Source organism: Planotetraspora silvatica (assembly GCF_016863315.1).
GTDB lineage: Bacteria > Actinomycetota > Actinomycetes > Streptosporangiales > Streptosporangiaceae > Planotetraspora > Planotetraspora silvatica.
Genome location: NZ_BOOQ01000031.1, coordinates 53,340 through 74,104, shown reverse-complemented (window position 1 = coordinate 74,104; position 20,765 = coordinate 53,340). Strand labels below are relative to the sequence as shown.

The following is a 20,765-nucleotide window of genomic DNA, read 5'->3' as shown; positions in this document are numbered from 1 at the left end:
ATTCTCCCTGGTCGTGCAGGAAATCGATGCGGAAATCAAGGCAGATGTCGACCAGAACCGCGGCACGCGGCTTCCGGCGGACATGCCCATCCGCCGGCTCGGCATCGACGACCTCCCCGACTGCATGCTGCTGGCGCAGGACCGGGAGTGGCTGAGCGAAGAGCACAGATGGCGCCTGCTGTTCGATGTGGGCGAGGTCTACGGCATCGACGCCCCCGGCGGCGGGCTGGCCGGGGCGGTGGTGTCGAGCCGGTACGGCACGGGGATCGCCGCGATCGGCATGATGCTCGTCGCGCGCGAACACGAACGCCGGGGCCTCGGCAGGCGGCTCATGACGCACGCACTGGACCGGAGCGGCACGGCAAGCGTCTGGCTGAGCGCCACCGACTACGGGCGTCCCCTCTACGAACGCCTGGGCTTTCGCGCCATCGGCCATTGCAGCGCGTACACGGGGTCGTTCCGCTCCTCGCGCTCGGACCCGGCCCGGCCTGTGTCGCGCCCGATGGCCGCCTCCGACCTCCCCGCGGTGCTCGCTCTGGACGCCGAGGTGTGCGGCGTGCCGCGCACCGAACTCGTCACCCGGCTGCCCGCGTTCTGCACGTCGATGCGAGTCGTGGAAGGGCCCTCGGGCATCACGGGGTACGGCGGTGCCTGGCGCAACGAGAGCGTCACCGCGCTCGGACCACTGATCGCCGGTGACGAGCCGACGGCCTTGGCGCTGCTCTCCGACCTGGCGGCGGAGGCCGAGGGCACGCTGCGCGTCGACGTGGAGCACCGATGGCCGGCCCTGATCGACTGGGCCGTGGAACACGGCCTCAGCCGGGCGTTCACGACGGCCGTCATGATTCGCGGCGCGGACCTGCCCGGCGACCGAGACCGGTTGTTCCTCCCGGTGGCGCTCGCTCTCGGCTGAGCCTGAGGGGCGTTCACACCTGCGACTCCTCAACCGGCGTCCGTCGGGCCGCGAGCAGCGCCGCCGCCTGGCCGACGGCCTTCCACAGCGCGGGGTCGTCCCAGTAACCGGTGTGGCTGCCGACCCGGGGTGCCGGCTCGCCGTACCGGAACGTGCTGGTGGGCGGGTCGGGTATCTCGACGTCATCGCAGGCGGCACCGACGGCGGCGGGACCGCCCACGTAGTCGGTCAGGTAGTACAGGTTCTCCCATCGTTCGATCCGCAGGCGGCTCAGCACGTCCTGGTTGAAGTATGCGGGAAAGCCCCAGTTGTAAAGCTTGTGAACCGGAGCGCCGAACGTCACGAGCGACACCCGGTCGTCCGGGCTGCGGCGATCCGGCTGCGCGAGAGCGGCGGCGGCCAGCACCGAGCCCTGGCTGTGCGCGGTGAGCAGAATCCGGCCACCGTTGTCGTGCAACCACCAGATCCGGCGCTGGAGTTCCGGCACCGCGCGCTCGGCGTACGACGGCGGAGCGAACGGATGGTAGGAACGCGGCCAGAACGTGCCGACGTCCCACAGGACGCCGATCACCTTGCGCCGCCCGAGGTCGCTCCAGCCGGATCGCAACAACACGATGAGCAGCGGGGGGAGCGCCGCGGCGACCGTCGTGCCGAGGCCGATCATCCACGGGGGCGCCCCACCGGCGTCGTCCAGTTGCATGGAGGCGACCAGGAACACCCCCGCGACGACGACGGCGGTGAAGAGCAGGTCCAGATCCAGGGGTGACCGGCCGATGCGCTGCCAGGCGGCCACGGTCCGGGCCCAGGGCCGGACGCGCAGCCAGTCGTGGACGGCCGGGTCCTGTACGGCAGGGTCGGAGACGGTGGAGGCCACCCATTCCGCGGGACCGTCGAGGGGTGGGGCGCCGTCCCTCTCCTGCGCGAGATACGCCTGCCGGGTCCGTTCCGCGGTCGGGCCGCTCGCGGCACGCCAGATCAGGACGCCCTGCCAGAGCAGGAACAGCAGGAGAACCGCCCCCGGAAGCAGGACCAGGTACGGCGCGAACGGCCGGATGACCTGGAACACGGCGATGACGGGCTCCTCGGGCGGCAGAAGGTAGTCCGTCTCCGAGTAGTGGATCGCGCCCACCGTGTCCGCGACCCTGATCAGCAACCCGAGCATGAAAACGTTGAGCACCCCCGCCGCGAGCGCCATCACGACGAACGGCGCCGCCCAGCGGAACCTGTCGTAGCTTCGGCGTGCCACCTGGCCCGCGAGGCCCAGCCCTGCGGCGAGCGCCAGAACGGCGACCATCCGGACGCCGGTCAACTCCGCCACGTCCGTGACCCAGAGCGCCAGCAGCGTCGCCGCCACGGTGGCGATCAACAGGAGCCACCCGCTCGTCCGCAGGGCCGTGCCGGCGAGCACCGCGAGCAGCAACAGCGTGAGAGTCGCGGCGACCGCGCCGTTGGTGAGGTTCACGGCCTGCCCCATGCCGGGCAATTCGCCCTCCACGAAGGCGACGGCCGGCTGGAGCCAGGCGAAGATCGCCGACAGGACCAGGGCGGCCACGGCGAACCCGAGCATGGTCCCGGCCAGCTTCTCGGGCCACCGTTTCGCCGTCTCGGCGACCAGCGCGACGGCCACACCGGCCAGGACGATGCCGCTCAGCATCAGCGCGCCCACCGCGAGGGGCCGCTGCTCCACGTCGACCGTCGACCGTACGGTGTGGGCGATCAGCGCGGCCAGCATGGCGACCGCCGCCGCCAGGTGCGCCGTGCCCAGCCGGGAGGTCGCACGCCTGCCGTTCCAGAAATCGGGATGTGCGAGCCCGGCGGTCAGCGCGGCCGCGCTGCGTGCGGGATCGGGCGCGGGAAGAGGGCCGCGGGCCGGCGGCCGCACCGTCTCATACCGGCCCAGCGTCCGGCGGGAGAGCACGATCATGATCGCGATCGCCAGCAGGGGGACGGCCGCGGCGAGGAGGATCCGCCGCCCGGGATGGTCCTGGACGAACCCGAACTGGAGCCCGAACCCGTACAGCGGCCACGGGTCGACGCACTCGGCGCGGCCGCCGCACTGGTATCCGAGGTAGTCGACGGGGATCCAGGTGAGGAACAACACGGCGTTCAGCGTCACGGCGAGCGCCGCCCAGCGGACCGCCGCCCGGTAGACCGCGAAGGTGCGTGGACGGTCCAGCAACCGGGACGGGAACATCCATCCGGCGAGGTTCGCCAGCAGGAACGGCAGGAGCAGCAACCACAACACCCGGGCGCCGCTCCGCGAGGTCAGCCCACCCCAGGAGTACGCCTCGATGTGGCGGCCCTCCCCGTCGGGCCTGCGGTAGAACCCCGCGATCGCGTCTCCGCCGACCTGCTGAAGCGGATACTCGCCCAGCAGACTCCGCGGTGACGCGCCGCCCACGCCGTGGAGGCGGATCTCGGTCACGCCGTCGGAGTGGGGCTCCGGCGGGACGAGCCCTGCCACCAGGCCTGACACTGACTCCGTCTCGGACACGGCCATCACGGCCTCCCGTTGGTCCGCTGATCGGTTGTGCCGCGATTGGACCATATGGAACGGTGCAACGCACGATATTCCGCGACATGATCTCCCGCGGTTCCCGAAGGCCCGCCACCTGGACGGCATGCCGCTGCGCTTCGTCGGCCGCCGAAATTTCCGGAGCCTACGGTGTCGAGGCCGGCCTCGTACTCGCGTCCTCAGCGAACGCGGCCGATCCGATGGCCGCGTCTCTTCCCGTTCTCACGGAAACCTTCAGAGATTCCATGAGAACCGAGAGAGCTGCCCCTTGGCTGAAACGGAGACCGATCATGACCGACGAATCCCCGATCACCGATGACCGCAGGCCCGCGCTGGTGGTGACCGCGATGACCGACCACGACCCCCGCCGACCTCGCCCCTTTCACCGCGCAGGACCTGGATGAGGCCCGCAGCCGCATCACCCGCCTCGCCCAGATCTGGACGGACCGGCTGGACGCACTCACGCCTGAGCAGCTCGACCACTCGCCCGGCGACGGCTGGACCTTCCGCCGGCTCGCCCTCCACCTGGGCGGATCGATTTACTACGCCGACGCCGTGGGAGCCCTGGTCCCGGCGGTGACCGCCCGCTGACCGTCAGACGGGGTGCGGCAGCCGCGCCGCGGCCCTGGCCACGTTGCCCGGCATACGGCCGAAGATCAGGCCGTGCAAGGGGGAGATGCCCCGCCAGTAGAGGTGGCCGAGCAGGCCGTGCGGGTGGAAGATCGCCCGCTGGTGGTAGACCGTCCGGCCGTCCTCCTCGTGGCAGGCGAGCTCCAGCCAGGCCAGGCCGGGCAGCCGCATCTCGGCGCGCAGCCGGAGCAGCGTCCCGGGGACGATCTCCTCCACCCGCCAGAAGTCGACCGCGTCCCCGACGCGCAGCCTGCGGGCGTCGCGGCGGCCCCGGCGCAGGCCCACTCCGCCCATGAGGCGGTCCAGCAGCCCGCGGATCCGCCAGGCGACGGGCAGGGAGTACCACCCGTTGTCGCCTCCGACGCCCTCGATGACCTGCCACAGCGCGGCAGGGGAGGCGTCGACGACTTTGCTGCGTTCGTCGACGTAGAGGCTGCCGCCCGCCCAGTCGGGGTCCGTCGGAAGCGGGTCGCTCGGCGCGCCCGGGGTCGAGGCCGACGACCAGCGGGTGGCGACGTCGGCCTCCTTGATCCGCCGGAGGGCCAGATCCACGGCCTGACGGAATCCGATGAGCCCTTCAGGGAGGTCGGGGACGTACCGGGTGATGTCGTGCTCGTGGCAGATCGCCTCGTTGCGCAGCGACTCCACGAGCGGGCGGGCGACTCCGGCGGGCACCGGAGTGACCAGCCCGACCCAGTAGCTCGACAACCGCGGGGTGAGCACCGGCACGGGGATGATCACTCGTGGAGGCAGGCCGGCGACGTCGGCGTATCCCTGCATCATGTCCGCGTAGGACAGGACGTCGGGGCCGCCGATGTCGAAGGCCCGGCTCACCTGGGTGGGCAGTTCCGCGCCGGCCACCAGGTAGCGAAGCACGTCCCTGATCGCGATCGGCTGTGTCAGCGTGCGCACCCAGCGGGGCGTGGTCATGATCGGCAGACGCTCGGTGAGGTGGCGCAACATCTCGAACGACACCGACCCCGAGCCGATGATCATCGCTGCGCGGAACGCGACGGCCGGGACACCGGAGCCGAGCAGGATCCGCTCGACCTCTCCCCGTGAGCGCATGTGCGGCGACGGCCTGGTGGCCGTGGTGAGGCCGCCGAGGTAGACGATCCGGCGGACACCGGCCTCCCCTGCCGCGGAGGCGAAGACCTCGGCCGCCCGCCGGTCCCTCCTGGCGAAGTCGCGTCCTGACCCCATCGTGTGGATGAGGTAATAGGCGACCTCGACGCCGTCGAGTGCGGCCCGGGTCTGCCGGGGCGTCAGCGCGTCGGCCTCGCGGACCTCCACCCGGTCGCGCCAGGTCTGGTCACGCAGCCTGCCGGCGGCCCTGGCCATGCACCGCACCTCATAACCGGCGTCCAGCAGTTGCGGCACCAGCCTTCCGCCGATGTAGCCCGTGGCCCCCGTCACCAGACACCGGGTCATCACCCCCACCCCCGAAGGGGTACATACCCGAAGCCGGCGTGAGTTCTTGCATGCCGCCCTGGTCCGCGGATCGTCGCTGAATGCGAATCACTCACGCCGGCGTACGGAGGTCACTACTCGGATCTCAATCTCGACGGACCGGCCCGTTATGCGGCGGAATGGTCCGGCAGAATGAGATCGTTGCGGATCTCATTCCGGTCAGTAGAACACCTGGTTGCCGGAGTATTTGCAACCCCACACCTGAAGAGGAGTTCCCGCGACCGTTCCCTGACCCAGTACGTCAAGGCAGTAGTTCGTGTCGTCGCGACGGAACGAATAACCGGACTTCGATCCCTCGGGCGTCGTCACCGAGCCTACGTATTCCTGAACCCACCGCTGGTTCGGATAGCCCGAGTTGCAGTCCTGTTGCTTCACGCGGGATCCGTTGGCGGGATTCGTGACGAGGTCGAGGCACTTTCCGGTGTAGTAATTCCGCATCTGGTACGCGTACGAGCCGTCGGCGAAGTTGATGCGGTGCAGGCACCAGTACTGGCTTTCGCCGTTGTACCAGTTCCAAATATGCGACAACGCGCCGTTGGCCGTGGACGGACCGGCGATGTCGATGACCATGCGCGTGCTCTGCGCCCTGCTGGCCGCGGCCGCTCCCCACCAGAATCCCTGGTTGCCGACGTTCCAGTCGGCGCCGTAGCGGGACGAGCAGATGCTGGCCGCGGCCTGAGCGGGTTGGGCGGTGACCAGTGGCACGGCCACGAGGGCGGCGGCCGCGGTGATCAGCGCCATGGTTAATCGGGTGAACCTCCGGCGAAGCATGCTCATGCCGAATTCCCTTCTTCGTGGAATCTTCTCCGTTCGGGCAGCATTGATGAGCCGCCCTGGATCATTCGGTGAATCGTCGGCGCGCGGGTGTCACCGAGAGGCGTCTTATTGCTCTCTCGGCGCGCGAGAACACGTCGTCGACGGAAATGCCGCAGCCCGCTCGAATCCACGGGCCGGAAACGGTGACTCGTCGCCCGGGTGCGGCTCGGCATTTAATGAGGAACGTTCAGGCCAAGACGTGGCGGAACGTGAAGACGCCCATAGGCTTCGACGGCGGACATGGAGGGGCGCGTCTGTGCTGCATGCCTGATTCTCCCCTGATCGTCAGGCGGTGCACGATTGGCTTCCAAATCCGGGGTGTAACCATTGGTGGAGCCCCCGATTTACGCTCACATTACATCCGTGACATCTCCCGTGTAAGGACGGCGGCGGGTCCAAATTCCGATAACTTTGCGTCAATCGCGGTCGCCTCAGGGTGACCGTGCGGCGGCGCGGATCGACGACCCGGGATCCCTCGGGTTCAGGCGCCGGAAGGGGCTCCCGGAATGGCCGCGCCGTACGGCATGCCCGACGCCACGTACGCGTCGTAGAGGGGCTTCCAGGGCTCGGCCGCCTCACCGTGCGGTCCGTCCGTGAGCGCACCGGACAGGTGCTTGCCGAGTTCGGCGAGGCAGACCGACCAGCCGGCGGCGTTGCGCGCGGCGGTGTCCCGTGCCTCGAGGACGTTGATCAGGATGAGGCGGCAGTGGTGCGCGTCGACCGGTTCGAGGTCGAAGCGCAGTTCGTCGCCGCCCCACGAGAAGGCCAGACGCAGGGGCGGCTCGAACGCCAGGACCGTGCCGGCCGTCGGCTCGGTGTTCGGATCGTCGGAGAAAGTGATCTTTCCCCCGGTGTGCGGCTCCAGTTCGACCCTGGAGGGGAACCAGTGGGCCAGTCCCTCCGGGGTGGCGACGGCCGCCCAGATCCGCTCGACCGGGTGCGCGTAGGTGCGCTCGAAGCGCACGGCGGGGCGGCCTTCGTGCTGGACGAACGTTCCGCGGTCCATCAGGGCTCCTTCGTGGTGTCGAGGTGATGTCCGAGGGCGTCGAGCCGGTCGTTCCACAACCGCCGGTACGGCGCGAGCCACGCGTCGAGCGCGGCGAGCGGAGCCGGGTCGATGGCGTAGACGCGACGTTGCGCGTCCTTGTGGACGCGCACGAAGCCCGAGTCACGCAGCACCCTGAGGTGCTTGGACGTGGCCGGCTGGGTCAGGTCGAGCTCATCGACCAGTTCGCCCACCGTGCGGGGACGCTCGCGCAGCAGATCGAGCATCGCGCGGCGGTTGGGGTCGATCAGCACGGACCAGATCGCGTCGGACACTCCCTTAACATGCCATAGCCGGAATATACTTGGCAAGGCATATTCGGATTTCAGGCGGCCTTCCGCGTGATCCTCTCCTCGCCGGCATAGACGTTCATGGAGGTGCCGCGGACGAAGCCCAGCAACGTCAGCCCTCGCTCCGCGGCGAGCTCGACGGCCAGCGACGAGGGAGCGGACACGGCGGCGAGCGCCGGGACACCGCCCATGACCGCCTTCTGCACCAGCTCGAACGAGGCGCGCCCCGATACCATCAGCACCGTGGAGGCCAGGGGGAGCCGGCCGCCGCGCAGCGCCCAGCCCAGCAGCTTGTCGACGGCGTTGTGCCTCCCGACGTCCTCGCGCACGCACAACATCTCGCCCGAGGACGTGAACAGGCCCGCCGCGTGCAGGCCGCCGGTCCGGTCGAACACCCGCTGGGCGGATCTGAGCCGGTCGGGCAGGGTCGAGATCAGCGCGGGCTCCAGCCGTACGGGATCGCCCGCGACCTCCCACCGGGCCACGGTGGTGACCGCTTCGAGCGAGGCCTTGCCGCACACCCCGCAGGAGGAGGTGGTGTAGAAGTTGCGCTCCAGCGAGACGGCCGGGGGCTCGACGCCGGGCGCGAGCCGTACGTCGAGGACGTTGTAGGTGTTCTCGCCGTCCACCGTCGCCCCGGCGCAGTAGCGGATGGTGTCGACGTCCTCCGCTGAGCCGATGACCCCCTCGCTCACGAGGAACCCCGCGGCGAGGTCGAAGTCGTCGCCGGGAGTCCGCATCGTGATGGTGAGCGGACTCCCGTTCAGCCGGATCTCCAGCGGTTCCTCCGCTGCCAGCATGTCGACCTTGCGCGTGGCGGCCGAGTCGCGCAGCCGCAGGATGCGGCGCTGGACGGTGACCCTACCCATCGCTCGCCACGTTCTGGACGTGCTGGAACCCGAAGCGCCCCTTGATGCACAGGTTGCCGTGGGTCACCGGGTTGTCGTGCGGCGAGGTGACCTTGACGATCCGGTTCTCCTGGACGTGGAGGGTGAGGTTGCAGCCCACGCCGCAGTAGCTGCAGATCGTCGTGGTCCGCGTCTGCTCGGCCTCGTTCCAGGTGCCGGCGGTCCGCATGTCGAACTCGGACTTGAACGACAACGCCCCCGTGGGGCAGACCTCGACGCAGTTTCCGCAGTACACACAGGCCGAATCGGTCAGCGGCGCGTCGTGCTCGGTGGAGATCGTCGCGTCGAAACCGCGCCCCGCGACTGCGATGGCGAAGCTGTTCTGCCACTGGTCGCCACAGGCGTCGACGCACTTGTAGCACAGGATGCACTTGTTGTAGTCGCGCACGTACAGGTCGTTGTCGACCTTCACAGGCTGCTCGACCGTGGCCGCGTCCGGCCCGAACCGCTCGGGTCTCGCGCCGTACTCCTCGATCCACTCGGCCGCCCGCGGCGTGGTCGACAGGTCGACCGACGACGCGAGCAGTTCCAGGACGACCTTGCGGCTGTGCTCGGCCCGCTCGGTCGACGTCCCGACGACCATGCCGGCCTCCGCCTTGCGCGAGCAGGCGGGCACGAGCGTCCGTGAGCCCTCGACCTCGACGACGCACACCCGGCACGCGTTCTTCGGGGTGAGCGTGTCGCCGTAGCAGAGGGTCGGGACGCCGGTCCCGGTGGCCGTGCACGCGTCGAGGATGGTCGAGCCTTCCGGGACCCGTACGGCCTCGCCGTCGACGGTGATCTCGAGAAGCCGGCGGGGCGGCTGGAGGGGGACGGTCATTTCGCCTCCGAGGGAGAGAAGACGCCGAGCCGGTCGATGGCGGACTCGACCGCGTTCCACGCCGTCTGGCCGAGTCCGCAGATGGACGCGTCACGCATGGCCCGCCCGACATCGCGCAGCAGCGTGAGGTCGTCGGCGGAGTCGGCGCCCGGGGGCCGCCGGCTGATCCGGTGCAGGGCCTCCTCCTGCCGTACGGTTCCCACCCGGCAGGGCACGCACTGCCCGCATGACTCGTCGCGGAAGAACTCCGCGATGCGCAGCAGGATCCTGGCCATGTCCACGGTGTCGTCGAGCACCAGGACCACGCCGGAGCCGAGCGTCGCGCCGGCCGCCCGGGTGCCCTCGAACGTGAGCGGCACGTCGAGTTCGTCGGCCCGGACGAACGCGCCGGCCGCGCCGCCCAGCAGGACCGCCCGCAGGCCGCCGCCGGTCGCGCCTCCCGCCAGTTCGAGCAGGTCGCGCAGGGTCGCCCCGAACGGCAACTCGTAGATGCCGGGCCTGTGCACCGAACCCGACAGGCAGAACAGCTTGGTGCCGGTGGAGGACGGGGTGCCCACCGCGGCGTACGCCGGGGCGCCCATGGTCAGGATGGGCAGCACGTTGACGAGGGTCTCGACGTTGTTGACCACCGTCGGCTTGCCGAACAGGCCCTTCTCGACCGGGAACGGGGGCTTGGTGCGCGGCTCGCCGCGATGGCCCTCGATCGAGTTGAAGATGGCGGTCTCCTCGCCGCAGATGTAGGCGCCCGCGCCCCGGCGGATCTCGATGTCGAAGGAGAAGCCGTGGCCGAGGATGTCGTCGCCGAGGAAGCCGCGCGAGCGTGCGGTGGCGATGGCGAGCTCCAGCCGCCGCAGCGCCCTGGGGTACTCGCCGCGCAGATAGATGAAACCCTTCGGGCAGCCGACGGCGTACGCCGCGACCGTCATGGCCTCCACCAGCGCGTACGGGTCGCCCTCCATGATCACGCGATCCTTGAAGGTGCCGGGCTCGCTCTCGTCGGCGTTGCAGACGAGGTAGTGGGGGTGGTCGGGCTGACGGGCCGTCGCCTCCCACTTGCGCCCGGTCGGGAACGCCGCGCCGCCGCGGCCGACGAGCCCGGATTCGAGCACCTCCCTGATGACCCCGGCGGGCCCGAGGTCGAAGGCGCGGCGCAGCGCGGCGTAGCCGCCGTTGGCGCGGTAGTCGTCGAGGCTCGCGGGATCGGCCCTGCCGATGCGGCGCAGCAGCACCAGGGACGGGTCGCCGGCCTGGGGGACCGCCGCCTCCGCCGCGGGCTCGTCGCGCTCGGTCAGGTCGACGGGCTCGTCGTGGGGGAGGTCGCCGTAGACCGCCGCCTTCGGGGTCTCGCCGGCCTCGAGCGCGAGCGCCGCCGGAGCGCGCTCGCACAACCCCAGGCATGGGCTCGGCGTCCACGACACCCCCGGCGGGCCGTACTGCTCCTCGACGCTGCGCCGTACGGCGTCGGCCCCCCGCGCCTGGCAGGCGAGGTCGGTGCAGACGTGCAGGACGCGCTTGGGGCGCGGTTTCACCGAGAAGAGCGAGTAGAACGTGGCCACGCCGTACGCCTCGGCCGGGGGGACGGTCAGCCGGCGGCAGATGTGGTCGAGCGCCCCCTCGCTGATCCAGCCGATCCGGTCGTTGACCGCGTGGAGCGCGGGGAGGAGCTGGTCACGCCGCTCGCGGGCGGCGTGACCGCCGGAGGCGAACCGGAGGTCCGCCTCGGTGCGTGCTCCGCCCTCCCACGCCGATGGGGGAGGGCCGAGCACGGCGTCGATCGCGGCGCGTTCCTCGGGGGTGGGTTCGACGTCGCGGAACCGCAGATCCATGCGCCCGTCACCCGGCCTTCGCGGGCACGAGCCTGTCGACGCGCACGGCCGCCGCCTTGAACTCGGCCGTGCCCGCGATGGGGCAGGTGGCCTCGATCGTGAGGGCGTTGGTGTCGACCTCGTCGGGGAAGTGCATGGTCATGAAGACCAGGCCGGGCCGCAGCGCCGGGTCGATGTGGACGGGGGCGACCACCGAGCCCCGCCGGGAGCTGATCCTGACCTCCTCACCCGCGGTGACGCCGAGCCGCGCCGCGTCCTCGGGGGACAGCTCGATGTTCTCCCCCCGCCGCAGCGGCGAGGCGAAGCCCGACGACTGCACGCCGGTGTTGTAGGAGTCGAGCCGGCGGCCCGTGGTGAGCCGCAGCGGGTACTCCTCGTCGAGCAGGTCGACCGGGGGAGAGTGCCGCAACACGGCGAACGGCGCGAGCCTGCCGCGCTTGGCGGGGTCGGGGTCCCACAGCCGCCCGTGCAGGAAGGGCGGTTCGAGGGCGTCCTCCGACGGGCACGGCCATTGGATGCCCTGCAGGTCGGTCAGCCGCTGGTAGGTCATGCCCTTGTGGGCGGGGGACACGGCACGCAGCTCGTCCCACACCTGCTCGGAGCCGTCGTAGTCCCAGTCGTGGCCGAGGCGGCGGGCGAGCTCGCAGAGGATCCAGATGTCGTCGCGGGCCTCGCCGGGCGCCTCCAGCGCCTTGCGGACCCGCTGCACCCTCCGCTCGCTGTTGGTGAAGGTGCCGTCGCTCTCGCACCAGGCCGCGGCCGCCGGCAACACCACGTCGGCCATCTGCGCCGTCTTGGTGAGGAAGATGTCCTGCACGACGAGGTGGTCGAGCATGCTCAGCCGCTTGACGCAGTTGAGTGAGTCGGCCTCGGACTGCACCGGGTTCTCCCCGATGAGGTAGCAGGTGGTGACCTCGCCCTCGGCCATCGCCTCGAGCATCTCGGTCAGGTTGAGCCCGTACCGGGGCTGGATGGGCACGTCCCACGCCTGCTCGAAGCGCGCGCGGATCTCGGGGTCGAGGATGTCCTGGAACCCGGGGAGCCGATTGGGGATGGCGCCCATGTCGCCGCCGCCCTGCACGTTGTTCTGACCGCGCAGCGGCGACAGGCCCGAGCCGTACCGGCCGACGTGGCCGGTGAGCAGCGACAGGTTGATCAGCGCGCGCACGTTGTCGGTGGCGTTGTGGTGCTCGGTGATGCCGAGCGTCCAGCAGAGCTGGGCGCGGTCGGCCCGGGCGTAGGCGTGGGCGAGCTCGCGGATCGCCTCCGCCGGGACTCCGGTCACCTGCTCGGCCACGGTGAGGGTCCACGGCTCGACGGACGCGGCGTACTCCTCGAAGCCCTCCGTCGCCCGCTCGATGAACACCTGGTTGTGCAGGCCGGAGTGGATGATCTCCCGCGCGACCGCGTGGGCGAGGGGGATGTCGGTGCCGACGTTGAGCCCGAGCCAGCGGTCGGCCCATTCGGCCGTCCCGGTGCGCCGGGGGTCGACGGCGAACATGCGGGCGCCCTTGCGAATCCCCTTCAGCACGTGCTGGAAGAAGATCGGGTGGGCGTTGCGCGCGGCGGAGCCCCACATCACGATGACGTCGGCCTCCTCGACCTCCTGGTAGGAGGACGTGCCGCCGCCGCTGCCGAACGCGGCCGACAGTCCCGCCACGCTCGGTGCGTGGCAGGTGCGGTTGCAGGAGTCGACGTTGTTGGTCCCGATGACCACGCGGGTGAACTTCTGGCCCACGTAGTTCATCTCGTTGGTCGACCGGGCGCACGAGAGCATCGCGAACGCGTCGGGCCCGTGTGCCTGGATGTTGCGGCGGAACCCCTCCGCGGCGCGGCCGAGGGCCTCTTCCCAGGTGGCCCTGCGGAGCTCGCCGTTCTCACGCACGAGGGGATGGGTCAGCCGGTCGTAGTGCTCGGCACGTTTCCTCTTCATGCGCCGTCCTTTCCCGATTCTGTATGCGGTCTACAGTATTCCGGATCACGCGACCGGAACAAGGCTCTGCCTCACCTGCTCGTCCAGCAGGTCGGTCACCGAGTGGATGGCGCGCAGGGTGGGGACCGGCGTGCCGGTGAGATCGGCCAGTTCCACGACGGCGGCGAGGATCACGTCCAGCTCCAGGGGCTTCCCCTTCTCCAGGTCCTGGAGTGTGGAGGTCTTGTGCTCGCCCGCCTTCTCCGCGCCGGCGAGACGGCGCTCGATCGAGATGTGCGGGTCGCAGCCGACCCGCCTGGCCACGTCGACGGTCTCGCGCATCATCGCGACGACGAGCTCGCGCGTCCCCTGGTGCCGGCAGATCCCGGCCATGGTGGCCCTGGTCAGGGCGCTGATCGGGTTGAAGGCGATGTTGCCCATCAGCTTCACCCAGATGTCGCGCCGCAGGTCGGACTCGACGGGGCACTTGAGCCCGCCGGCGACCATGGCCTCGCTGAGCGACAGGCACCGGGCGGACAGCTCCCCGCTCGGCTCTCCGATGGAGAAGCGGGTGCCCTCCAGGTGCCGGATCACGCCCGGCTCCTCGATCTCGGTGGCGGCGTAGACGACGCACCCGATGGCCCGCTCCAGGGGGAGCGCGGCCGTCACGCTGCCGCCAGGGTCCACGCTCTCGATGCGGTAGCCCTCGTAGGGGCCGGGAAGCCGGTGGAAGTACCACCAGGGGATGCCGTTCTGTGCCGCGACGATTCCCGTGTCCTCGTGGAGCAGCGGGCGGATCATGCCGTCGGCCGCGGCGTAGGAGTTGGCCTTGAGGCCGAGGAAGACGAAGTCGACCGGGCCGACCTCACTCGGATCGTCGGTCGTGTGCGGGTGGGCGGTGAAGTCCCCCCGGGGACTCAACACGCGGACGCCTGACTCCCGCATGGCCGCAAGGTGGGCCCCGCGGGCGATGAGATGCACCTCGACGCCGGCGGTATGCAGGGCTGCGCCCACATACGCGCCGATGGCGCCGGCGCCAAGAACAGCGACCTTCACAGTAGCTCCGTTCTCGCGTCGACTGTGCATTCGGTATACAGTATGGCAAAAATGAGGTCAAGGAGCCGCTGATGACCGTCACCGACAGGGTTCGGTTAAGGGGATCGACCGCGGTCGTGGCGGATCCGCCGAGACGGGACCGGCCCGAGGCCGCGGTCCCGTGGGACACCGCGCGCAGGATCGCGGCCCAGGCGGTGCGCCCGCTTCCCCCTTCCGGCCTGCCCCTTCCGCAGGCCGCCGGGTGCCGCCTGGCGGAGCCGTTGCGCGCCCTGGTCGACCTGCCCCGTGACGACGTGTCCGCGATGGACGGCTACGCGGTGGCGGGTCCCGCGCCGTGGCGGGTCGTCGGCCGGGTGCTGGCGGGAGGGGCCCGGCATGACGGCGCCCTGCCGCCGGGCACGGCCGTCGAGATCGCCACGGGCGCCCCCGTCCCCGAGGGCGCGGACTCGGTGCTGCCGTACGAAGGGGCGGCCGTGCGGCGCGACCTGACCACGATCGAGGTGTCGGGGGAGTCCCCGCCCGGCCGCCACATCCGCCGCCGCGGCGAGGAGTGCACCGAGGGCACCGCCGTCCTGGCCGCCGGGGCGCCGGTGACGCCGGTGGTCCTCGGGCTCGCCGCCGGGCTCGGCCACGACACCCTGCGGGTCCGCCCGCGGCCCCTCGTCACCGTGCTGGTCACGGGGGACGAGGTGGTGGGCTCCGGCCTGCCCGCCGAGGGGAGGGTCCGCGACGCGGTCGGGCCCTTCCTGCCGGGTCTGGTCGGCTGGGCGGGCGGGACGACGGGGGAGCCGCGGTGGGTGCCGGACGGCGAGGCCGCGCTGACCGCGGCCCTCGCCGCACACGGCGGGTTCGAGCACGTGACGGCCGTCTGCGGGGCGTCCTCCAAAGGCCGGGCGGATCATCTGCGTCCCGTGCTGGCGCGGCTCGGCGCCGACATCCTCGTGGACGGCGTGGCCGTACGGCCGGGCCATCCGCAGTTGCTCGCGCGCCTTCCGGGAGGCCGGCTCGTCGTGGGGCTGCCCGGCAACCCCTACGCCGCCCTGTCGGCGGCGCTCACCCTGCTGGTCCCGGCGGTCCGCGGACTGCTCGGCCTGCCGGAGGCCCGCGGCGAGCGCACCTCGCTGGCCGTGCCGGTGCCGGCGCACCCGTCGGACACCCGCCTGGTGGCGGTCCGCCGCTCGGCCCGGGGGGCGATCCCCGTCGGGCACGACCGTCCCGGGTCGTTGTGGGGCGCGGCGCTGGCCGACGGGCTTGCCGTGGTTCCGCCCAGGTGGGAGGGCGGTCAGGTCGAGCTGCTCGCCCTTCCCCACTGAGACGTCCTCCGGCCCCCGGGGCGAAAGGGTCTGGACATCGCCCGGACACCGGAGTACACCTGCAACATACGGTATGCAGTATGGAGTTAACGCGAATCGCGACAGCGAGAGGACGAACACAGATGACAGCGGATGCCGTACCGGAAACGATCTCCGGCGGTCACCTGGTGGCCAAGGCGCTCAAGGCGGAGGGGATCGATGTGATCTTCACGCTGTGCGGCGGCCACATCATCGACATCTACGACGGTTGCATTGACGAGGGCATCGAGGTCGTCGACGTCCGGCACGAGCAGGTGGCCGCGCATGCCGCCGACGGCTACGCGCGCATCACCGGGAAACCCGGCTGCGCCGTCGTGACCGCGGGCCCCGGCACCACCGACGCCGTGACCGGCGTGGCCAACGCCTTCAGGGCCGAGAGCCCGATGTTGCTCATCGGCGGTCAGGGGGCGCTCAGCCAGCACAAGATGGGCTCGCTGCAGGACCTCCCGCATGTGGACATGATGACGCCGATCACCAAGTTCGCCGCGACGGTGCCGTCGACGGAGCGGGTGGCCGACATCGTGTCGATGGCCTTCAGGGAGTGCTACAACGGCGCCCCCGGGCCGTCGTTCCTGGAGATCCCGCGCGACGTGCTCGACGCCAAGGTCCCGCTGGACAAGGCGCGCATCCCGGAGGCGGGACGATACCGCGCCTCCACCCGCCAGGCCGGCGACCCGGCGGCGATCGAGCGCCTCGCCGACCTGATCGTCCACTCGGAGAAGCCGGCGATCCTGCTGGGCAGCCAGGTCTGGACCTGCCGGGCGACCGCCGACGCCGTCGACTTCGTCCGCGCGCTCAACGTCCCGGCGTACATGAACGGCTCGGGCCGCGGCACGCTGGCGCCCGGCGACCCGCACCACTTCCAGCTGTCCCGGCGCTACGCCTTCAGCGAGGCCGACCTCATCATCATCGTCGGCACGCCGTTCGACTTCCGCATGGGGTACGGCAAGCGCCTGTCCCCGAGCGCGAAGGTGGTCCAGATCGATCTCGACTACCGCACCGTCGGCAAGAACCGCGACATCGACCTCGGCATCGTCGGCGACGCCGGGCTCGTGTTGTCGGCGGCCGCCGCCGCGGCCACCGGCCGTGAGGACAACGGCAGCGCCCGCAGGAAGAAGTGGATCGAGGAACTGCGCGAGGTCGAGACCAAGGCGTTCGAGAAGCGGCTGCCCCGGCAGCTGTCCGGCTCGCAGCCGATCGACCCCTACCGGCTCGTCCACGAGATCAACGAGTTCCTCACCGAGGACACGATCTACATCGGCGACGGCGGCGACATCGTCACCTTCTCCGGCCAGGTCGTCCAGCCCAAGTCGCCGGGCCACTGGATGGACCCGGGCCCGCTCGGCACCCTCGGCGTCGGCGTCGCCTTCGCGATGGCGGCGAAGTTCGCCCAGCGGGACAAGGAGGTGCTGTGCCTGTTCGGCGACGGCGCCTTCAGCCTCACCGGGTGGGACTTCGAGACGATGATCCGCTTCGACCTGCCGTTCATCGGGGTCATCGGCAACAACTCCTCGATGAACCAGATCCGCTACGGCCAGGCCGCCAAGTACGGCGAGGACCGGGGGCGCGTCGGCAACACCCTGGGCGACGTCAGATACGACGAGTTCGCCCGGATGCTCGGCGGGTACGGCGAGGAGGTCCGCGACCCGGCCGGCATCCGCCCGGCGCTGGAGCGGGCCCGCGAGTCGGGCAAGCCCTCGCTGATCAACGTATGGGTCGACCCGGAGGTCTACGCCCCCGGGACCATGAACCAGACCATGTACAAGTAGGGGGCCTCGATGAGCAGCGCACTCGAAGGTGTCCGCGTCCTCGACATGACCCACGTCCAGTCCGGCCCCTCCTGCACCCAGCTCCTCGGCTGGCTCGGGGCCGACGTCGTCAAGCTCGAGTCGCCCACGGGCGACATCACCCGGCAGCAACTGCGGGACGTTCCGGGCGTGGACAGCCTCTACTTCACCATGCTCAACTGCAACAAGAAGAGCATCACGCTCAACATGAAGAGCGAGCGGGGGAAAGAGATCTTCACGGAGCTCGTGCGCGACGCGGACATCCTCGTGGAGAACTTCGGTCCGGGAGCCGTCGACCGCATGGGCTTCACCTGGGAGCGGCTCCAGGAGCTCAATCCGCGGCTGATCTACGCCTCCATCAAGGGCTTCGGCCCCGGGCGGTACGCCGACTTCAAGGCCTACGAGGTGGTCGCCCAGGCGATGGGCGGCTCGATGAGCACCACCGGCTTCGAGGACGGCCCGCCGCTCGCGACGGGCGCGCAGATCGGCGACTCGGGCACCGGGATCCACACGGTGGCCGGCATCCTCGCCGCCCTCTACCAGCGGACCCAGACGGGCCGCGGCCAGCGGGTCCAGGTCGCGATGCAGCACGCCGTGCTGAACCTGTGCCGGGTCAAGCTGCGCGACCAGCAGCGCCTCGCCCACGGGGGGCTCGCCGAGTACCCCAACCGGACCTTCGGCGACGACGTCCCCCGCTCGGGCAACGCCTCGGGAGGCGGTCAGCCGGGATGGGCGGTCAAGTGCGCCCCCGGCGGGCCCAACGACTACATCTACGTGATCGTGCAGCCTCCCGGCTGGGCCCCCCTGGCCCGGATCATCGGCCGCCCCGAACTCGCCGACGACCCCGAGTGGTCCACGCCCGCGGCCCGGCTGCCCAAGCTGGACAAGATGTTCCAGCTGATCGAGGAGTGGACGAGCCTGCACGGCAAGTGGGCGGTCCTCGACGCGCTGAACGCGGAGAACATCCCCTGCGGCCCGATCCTGTCGACCAAGGAGCTCATCGAGGACGACTCGCTGAGGGCCGAGGGCATCATCGTCGACGTCGACCACCCCGAGCGCGGCGTATTCGCGACGGTGGGCAGCCCCCTGCACCTGTCGGACTCCCCGGTCAACGTGACCACCCCGCCGCTTCTCGGCGAGCACAACCAGGAGATCTACGCGAACCTCGGCGTCACCGCCGAGGAGCTCGCCGAGCTGAAGTCGAACGGAGTCATCTGATGCCGAACGTCACCCCCGACCCCCAGGCGGTGCGCGAGGTTCTGGACAAGGCGAGGGCCGAGGGCCGTACCGGCCTGACCGCCCCGGAGGGCAAGAGGATCTGCGACGCGTACGGCATCGCCACCCCCGGCGAGGGCCTCGCGACCTCCGCGGAGGAGGCGGCGGCGCTCGCCGCCGAGATCGGCCTCCCCGTCGTGCTCAAGATCGTCTCCCCGGACATCCTGCACAAGACCGAGGCCGGCGGCGTGCTCGTCGGGCTCGCCACGCCCGAGGCGGTACGCGAGGGCTACGCGCAGATCATGGCCGCCGCCGGGGCCTACAACGCCGACGCGGCGATCGACGGCGTCCAGGTGCAGCAGATGATCGGCGGCGGCCACGAGGTGATCATCGGTGCGGTCACCGACCCCACCTTCGGCAAGGTCGTCGCCTTCGGCCTCGGCGGCGTGCTCGTCGAGGTCATCAAGGACGTGACCTTCCGTCTCGCCCCGCTCTCCGGGGACGAGGCCACCGGGATGCTCGACGACATCAAGGCGGCCGAGGTCCTGAAGGGCGCCCGCGGAGCCGCTCCCGCCGACCGGGCCGCGCTCGCGGCGATGATCGAGCGGGTCGGCGCCCTCGTCAGCGACTTCCCCGAGATCACCGAGGTGGACCTCAACCCCGTCTTCGCGACCGCCGAGGGCGCCATCGCCGCCGACGTGCGCATCCTGCTGGCCGCCGGGCCGGTCGTCGAGCCCGTACGGCTTCCGCGCGACCAGATCCTCGCCTCCATGAACCGGATCTTCAAGCCCCGGTCGGTGGCAGTGATCGGCGCGTCGGGGGAGACCGGGAAGATCGGCAACTCGGTCATGCGGAACCTCATCAACGGCGGCTACCGGGGCCACATCTACCCGATCAACCCGAAGGCGCCGGAGATCCTCGGCCTGCCCGCCTATCCCGGCATCGCCGACGTCCCCGGCGACGTCGACGTCGCGGTGTTCGCCATCCCGGCGAAGTTCGTGGCCGCCGCCCTGGAGGAGGCCGGCCGCAAGGGCGTCGCCGGGGCGATCATGATCCCGTCGGGCTTCGCCGAGACCGGCAACGTCGAGGGCCAGCAGGAGATCGTCGAGATCGCCCGCAGGCACGGGGTCCGCATGCTCGGGCCCAACATCTACGGCTACTACTACACGCCGGAGAACCTCTGCGCGACGTTCTGCACGCCGTACGACGTGAAGGGCAGCGTCGCCCTGACCTCGCAGAGCGGCGGCATCGGCATGGCCATCCTCGGCTTCAGCCGTACCACCAAGATGGGTGTCTCCGCGATCGTCGGCGTCGGCAACAAGGCGGACGTCGACGAGGACGACCTGCTCACCTTCTTCGAGCAGGACGACAACACCCGCTGCGTCGCCATGCACCTGGAGGACCTCAAGGACGGGCGCGGCTTCGTCGACGCCGTCCGGCGAGTGGTGAAGACCAAGCCGGTGATCGTCCTGAAGGCCGGCCGCACCGCCATGGGCGCCAGGGCAGCCGGGTCGCACACCGGCGCGCTGGCCGGCGACGACAAGGTCTACGACGACATCCTCCGCCAGGCCGGCGTCGTCCGGGCGGCCGGGCTCAACGACATGCTCGAGTACGCCCGCTCGTTGCCGCTGATGCCCACTCCGCAGGGCGAGAACGTCGTCATCATCACCGGAGCCGGCGGCTCGGGCGTGCTGCTCTCCGACGCCTGCGTGGACAACGGCCTCACGCTCATGGAGATCCCCCCGGATCTCGACGAGGCCTTCCGCGCCTACATCCCCCCCTTCGGGGCGGCGGGCAACCCGATCGACATCACCGGAGGTGAGCCACCAAGCACCTACGAGAACACCGTGAGACTCGGCCTGTCCGATCCGCGGATCCACGCACTGGTCCTCGGCTACTGGCACACCATCGTGACCCCCCCAATGGTCTTCGCCGAGCTCATCGCCCGCGTGGTGGCGGACGAGCGCGCGAAGGGCAACACGAAGCCGGTGGTCGCGTCGCTCGCGGGCGACACGGAAGTAGAGGAGGCATGCGAGTACCTGTTCGACCACGGCGTGGTGGCTTATCCATACACGACCGAGAAGCCCGTGGCCGTGCTCGGCGCGAAATATCGCTGGGCCAGGGCCGCGGGACTGCTGAGCGGCTGAGCCGGCCGCTTTCGGGGCGAGTGAGGGGGCGTTCAAGGCTGCCTTAGAAGTGATCAACTCCCC

15 protein-coding genes are annotated in these 20,765 nt (G+C 70.6%); 5 read left to right on the top strand and 10 right to left on the bottom strand.

Annotated features, from left to right (window positions below; genetic code table 11):
* Positions 1-13 precede the first annotated feature (13 nt).
* The gene (locus Psi02_RS23745; RefSeq protein ID WP_203977750.1) at positions 14-913 is read left to right on the top strand and encodes a GNAT family N-acetyltransferase; all 900 of its coding nucleotides are present in this window, start codon (positions 14-16) and stop codon (positions 911-913) included.
* A 13-nt stretch (positions 914-926) separates the two neighbouring features.
* Here the strand turns inward: Psi02_RS23745 and Psi02_RS23740 are convergent, their stop codons facing one another.
* The 10 genes from Psi02_RS23740 to Psi02_RS23695 form a co-directional block, all read right to left on the bottom strand.
* Entirely contained in the window at positions 927-3,413 is a 2,487-nt protein-coding gene (locus tag Psi02_RS23740; protein ID WP_203977748.1) for a hypothetical protein, read from the bottom strand.
* Positions 3,414-4,022: 609 nt separating this feature from the next.
* A complete protein-coding gene (locus Psi02_RS23735) occupies positions 4,023-5,489 on the bottom strand; it encodes an SDR family oxidoreductase (RefSeq protein ID WP_203977746.1) in 1,467 nt (488 codons plus the stop codon).
* Positions 5,490-5,687: 198 nt separating this feature from the next.
* The gene (locus tag Psi02_RS23730) at positions 5,688-6,269 is read right to left on the bottom strand and encodes an RICIN domain-containing protein (RefSeq protein ID WP_203977744.1); all 582 of its coding nucleotides are present in this window, start codon (positions 6,267-6,269) and stop codon (positions 5,688-5,690) included.
* A 556-nt stretch (positions 6,270-6,825) separates the two neighbouring features.
* Positions 6,826-7,350 carry an SRPBCC family protein gene (locus Psi02_RS23725; RefSeq protein WP_203977742.1) on the bottom strand — a complete coding sequence of 175 codons (525 nt, stop codon included), beginning with the start codon at positions 7,348-7,350 and terminating at the stop codon, positions 6,826-6,828.
* Positions 7,350-7,664, bottom strand: a complete 315-nt coding sequence (locus Psi02_RS23720; RefSeq protein ID WP_275415239.1) for an ArsR/SmtB family transcription factor — start codon at positions 7,662-7,664, stop codon at positions 7,350-7,352. The genes Psi02_RS23725 and Psi02_RS23720 overlap by 1 nt, the downstream gene beginning before the upstream one ends.
* Positions 7,665-7,714: 50 nt before the next feature.
* The gene (fdhD, locus tag Psi02_RS23715; RefSeq protein WP_203977740.1) at positions 7,715-8,548 is read right to left on the bottom strand and encodes a formate dehydrogenase accessory sulfurtransferase FdhD; all 834 of its coding nucleotides are present in this window, start codon (positions 8,546-8,548) and stop codon (positions 7,715-7,717) included.
* Complete coding sequence (locus tag Psi02_RS23710) at positions 8,541-9,407, bottom strand: 2Fe-2S iron-sulfur cluster-binding protein (protein WP_203977738.1); 867 nt, start codon at positions 9,405-9,407, stop codon at positions 8,541-8,543. The genes fdhD and Psi02_RS23710 overlap by 8 nt, the downstream gene beginning before the upstream one ends.
* Positions 9,404-11,233: an NAD(P)H-dependent oxidoreductase subunit E gene (locus tag Psi02_RS23705; RefSeq protein ID WP_203977736.1), complete on the bottom strand. Its 1,830-nt coding sequence runs from the start codon at positions 11,231-11,233 to the stop codon at positions 9,404-9,406. The genes Psi02_RS23710 and Psi02_RS23705 overlap by 4 nt, the downstream gene beginning before the upstream one ends.
* A gap of 7 nt (positions 11,234-11,240) precedes the next feature.
* Positions 11,241-13,166: a molybdopterin oxidoreductase family protein gene (locus Psi02_RS23700; RefSeq protein ID WP_203977734.1), complete on the bottom strand. Its 1,926-nt coding sequence runs from the start codon at positions 13,164-13,166 to the stop codon at positions 11,241-11,243.
* Positions 13,167-13,211: 45 nt separating this feature from the next.
* Positions 13,212-14,201, bottom strand: coding sequence for a 2-dehydropantoate 2-reductase (locus tag Psi02_RS23695; protein ID WP_203977732.1), 990 nt, complete (start codon positions 14,199-14,201; stop codon positions 13,212-13,214).
* Positions 14,202-14,272: 71 nt separating this feature from the next.
* Between Psi02_RS23695 and Psi02_RS23690 the strand changes: the two genes are divergently transcribed.
* From Psi02_RS23690 to Psi02_RS23675, 4 genes are all read left to right on the top strand, one after another.
* Positions 14,273-15,514: a molybdopterin molybdotransferase MoeA gene (locus Psi02_RS23690; RefSeq protein WP_203977730.1), complete on the top strand. Its 1,242-nt coding sequence runs from the start codon at positions 14,273-14,275 to the stop codon at positions 15,512-15,514.
* A 122-nt stretch (positions 15,515-15,636) separates the two neighbouring features.
* Positions 15,637-17,322 carry a thiamine pyrophosphate-binding protein gene (locus tag Psi02_RS23685; RefSeq protein ID WP_203977728.1) on the top strand — a complete coding sequence of 562 codons (1,686 nt, stop codon included), beginning with the start codon at positions 15,637-15,639 and terminating at the stop codon, positions 17,320-17,322.
* A gap of 9 nt (positions 17,323-17,331) precedes the next feature.
* Complete coding sequence (gene frc / locus Psi02_RS23680; RefSeq protein ID WP_203977726.1) at positions 17,332-18,558, top strand: formyl-CoA transferase; 1,227 nt, start codon at positions 17,332-17,334, stop codon at positions 18,556-18,558.
* Positions 18,558-20,702, top strand: coding sequence for an acetate--CoA ligase family protein (locus tag Psi02_RS23675; protein ID WP_203977724.1), 2,145 nt, complete (start codon positions 18,558-18,560; stop codon positions 20,700-20,702). Before frc ends, Psi02_RS23675 begins: the two co-directional genes overlap by 1 nt.
* The last annotated feature ends 63 nt before the right edge of the window (positions 20,703-20,765 follow it).

Excerpts from the sequence above, each read along its gene's own strand:
- Psi02_RS23675 (WP_203977724.1), top strand. The coding sequence starts at position 18,558 with ATGCCGAACGTCACCCCCGACCCCCAGGCGGTGCGCGAGGTTCTGGAC.
- Psi02_RS23690 (WP_203977730.1), top strand. The coding sequence starts at position 14,273 with ATGACCGTCACCGACAGGGTTCGGTTAAGGGGATCGACCGCGGTCGTG.
- Psi02_RS23735 (WP_203977746.1), bottom strand. The coding sequence starts at position 5,489 with ATGACCCGGTGTCTGGTGACGGGGGCCACGGGCTACATCGGCGGAAGG.
- Psi02_RS23725 (WP_203977742.1), bottom strand. The coding sequence starts at position 7,350 with ATGGACCGCGGAACGTTCGTCCAGCACGAAGGCCGCCCCGCCGTGCGC.
- Psi02_RS23710 (WP_203977738.1), bottom strand. The coding sequence starts at position 9,407 with ATGACCGTCCCCCTCCAGCCGCCCCGCCGGCTTCTCGAGATCACCGTC.
- Psi02_RS23730 (WP_203977744.1), bottom strand. The coding sequence starts at position 6,269 with ATGGCGCTGATCACCGCGGCCGCCGCCCTCGTGGCCGTGCCACTGGTC.
- frc (WP_203977726.1), top strand. The coding sequence starts at position 17,332 with ATGAGCAGCGCACTCGAAGGTGTCCGCGTCCTCGACATGACCCACGTC.
- fdhD (WP_203977740.1), bottom strand. The coding sequence starts at position 8,548 with ATGGGTAGGGTCACCGTCCAGCGCCGCATCCTGCGGCTGCGCGACTCG.
- Psi02_RS23740 (WP_203977748.1), bottom strand. The coding sequence starts at position 3,413 with ATGGCCGTGTCCGAGACGGAGTCAGTGTCAGGCCTGGTGGCAGGGCTC.
- Psi02_RS23685 (WP_203977728.1), top strand. The coding sequence starts at position 15,637 with ATGACAGCGGATGCCGTACCGGAAACGATCTCCGGCGGTCACCTGGTG.
- Psi02_RS23705 (WP_203977736.1), bottom strand. The coding sequence starts at position 11,233 with ATGGATCTGCGGTTCCGCGACGTCGAACCCACCCCCGAGGAACGCGCC.
- Psi02_RS23700 (WP_203977734.1), bottom strand. The coding sequence starts at position 13,166 with ATGAAGAGGAAACGTGCCGAGCACTACGACCGGCTGACCCATCCCCTC.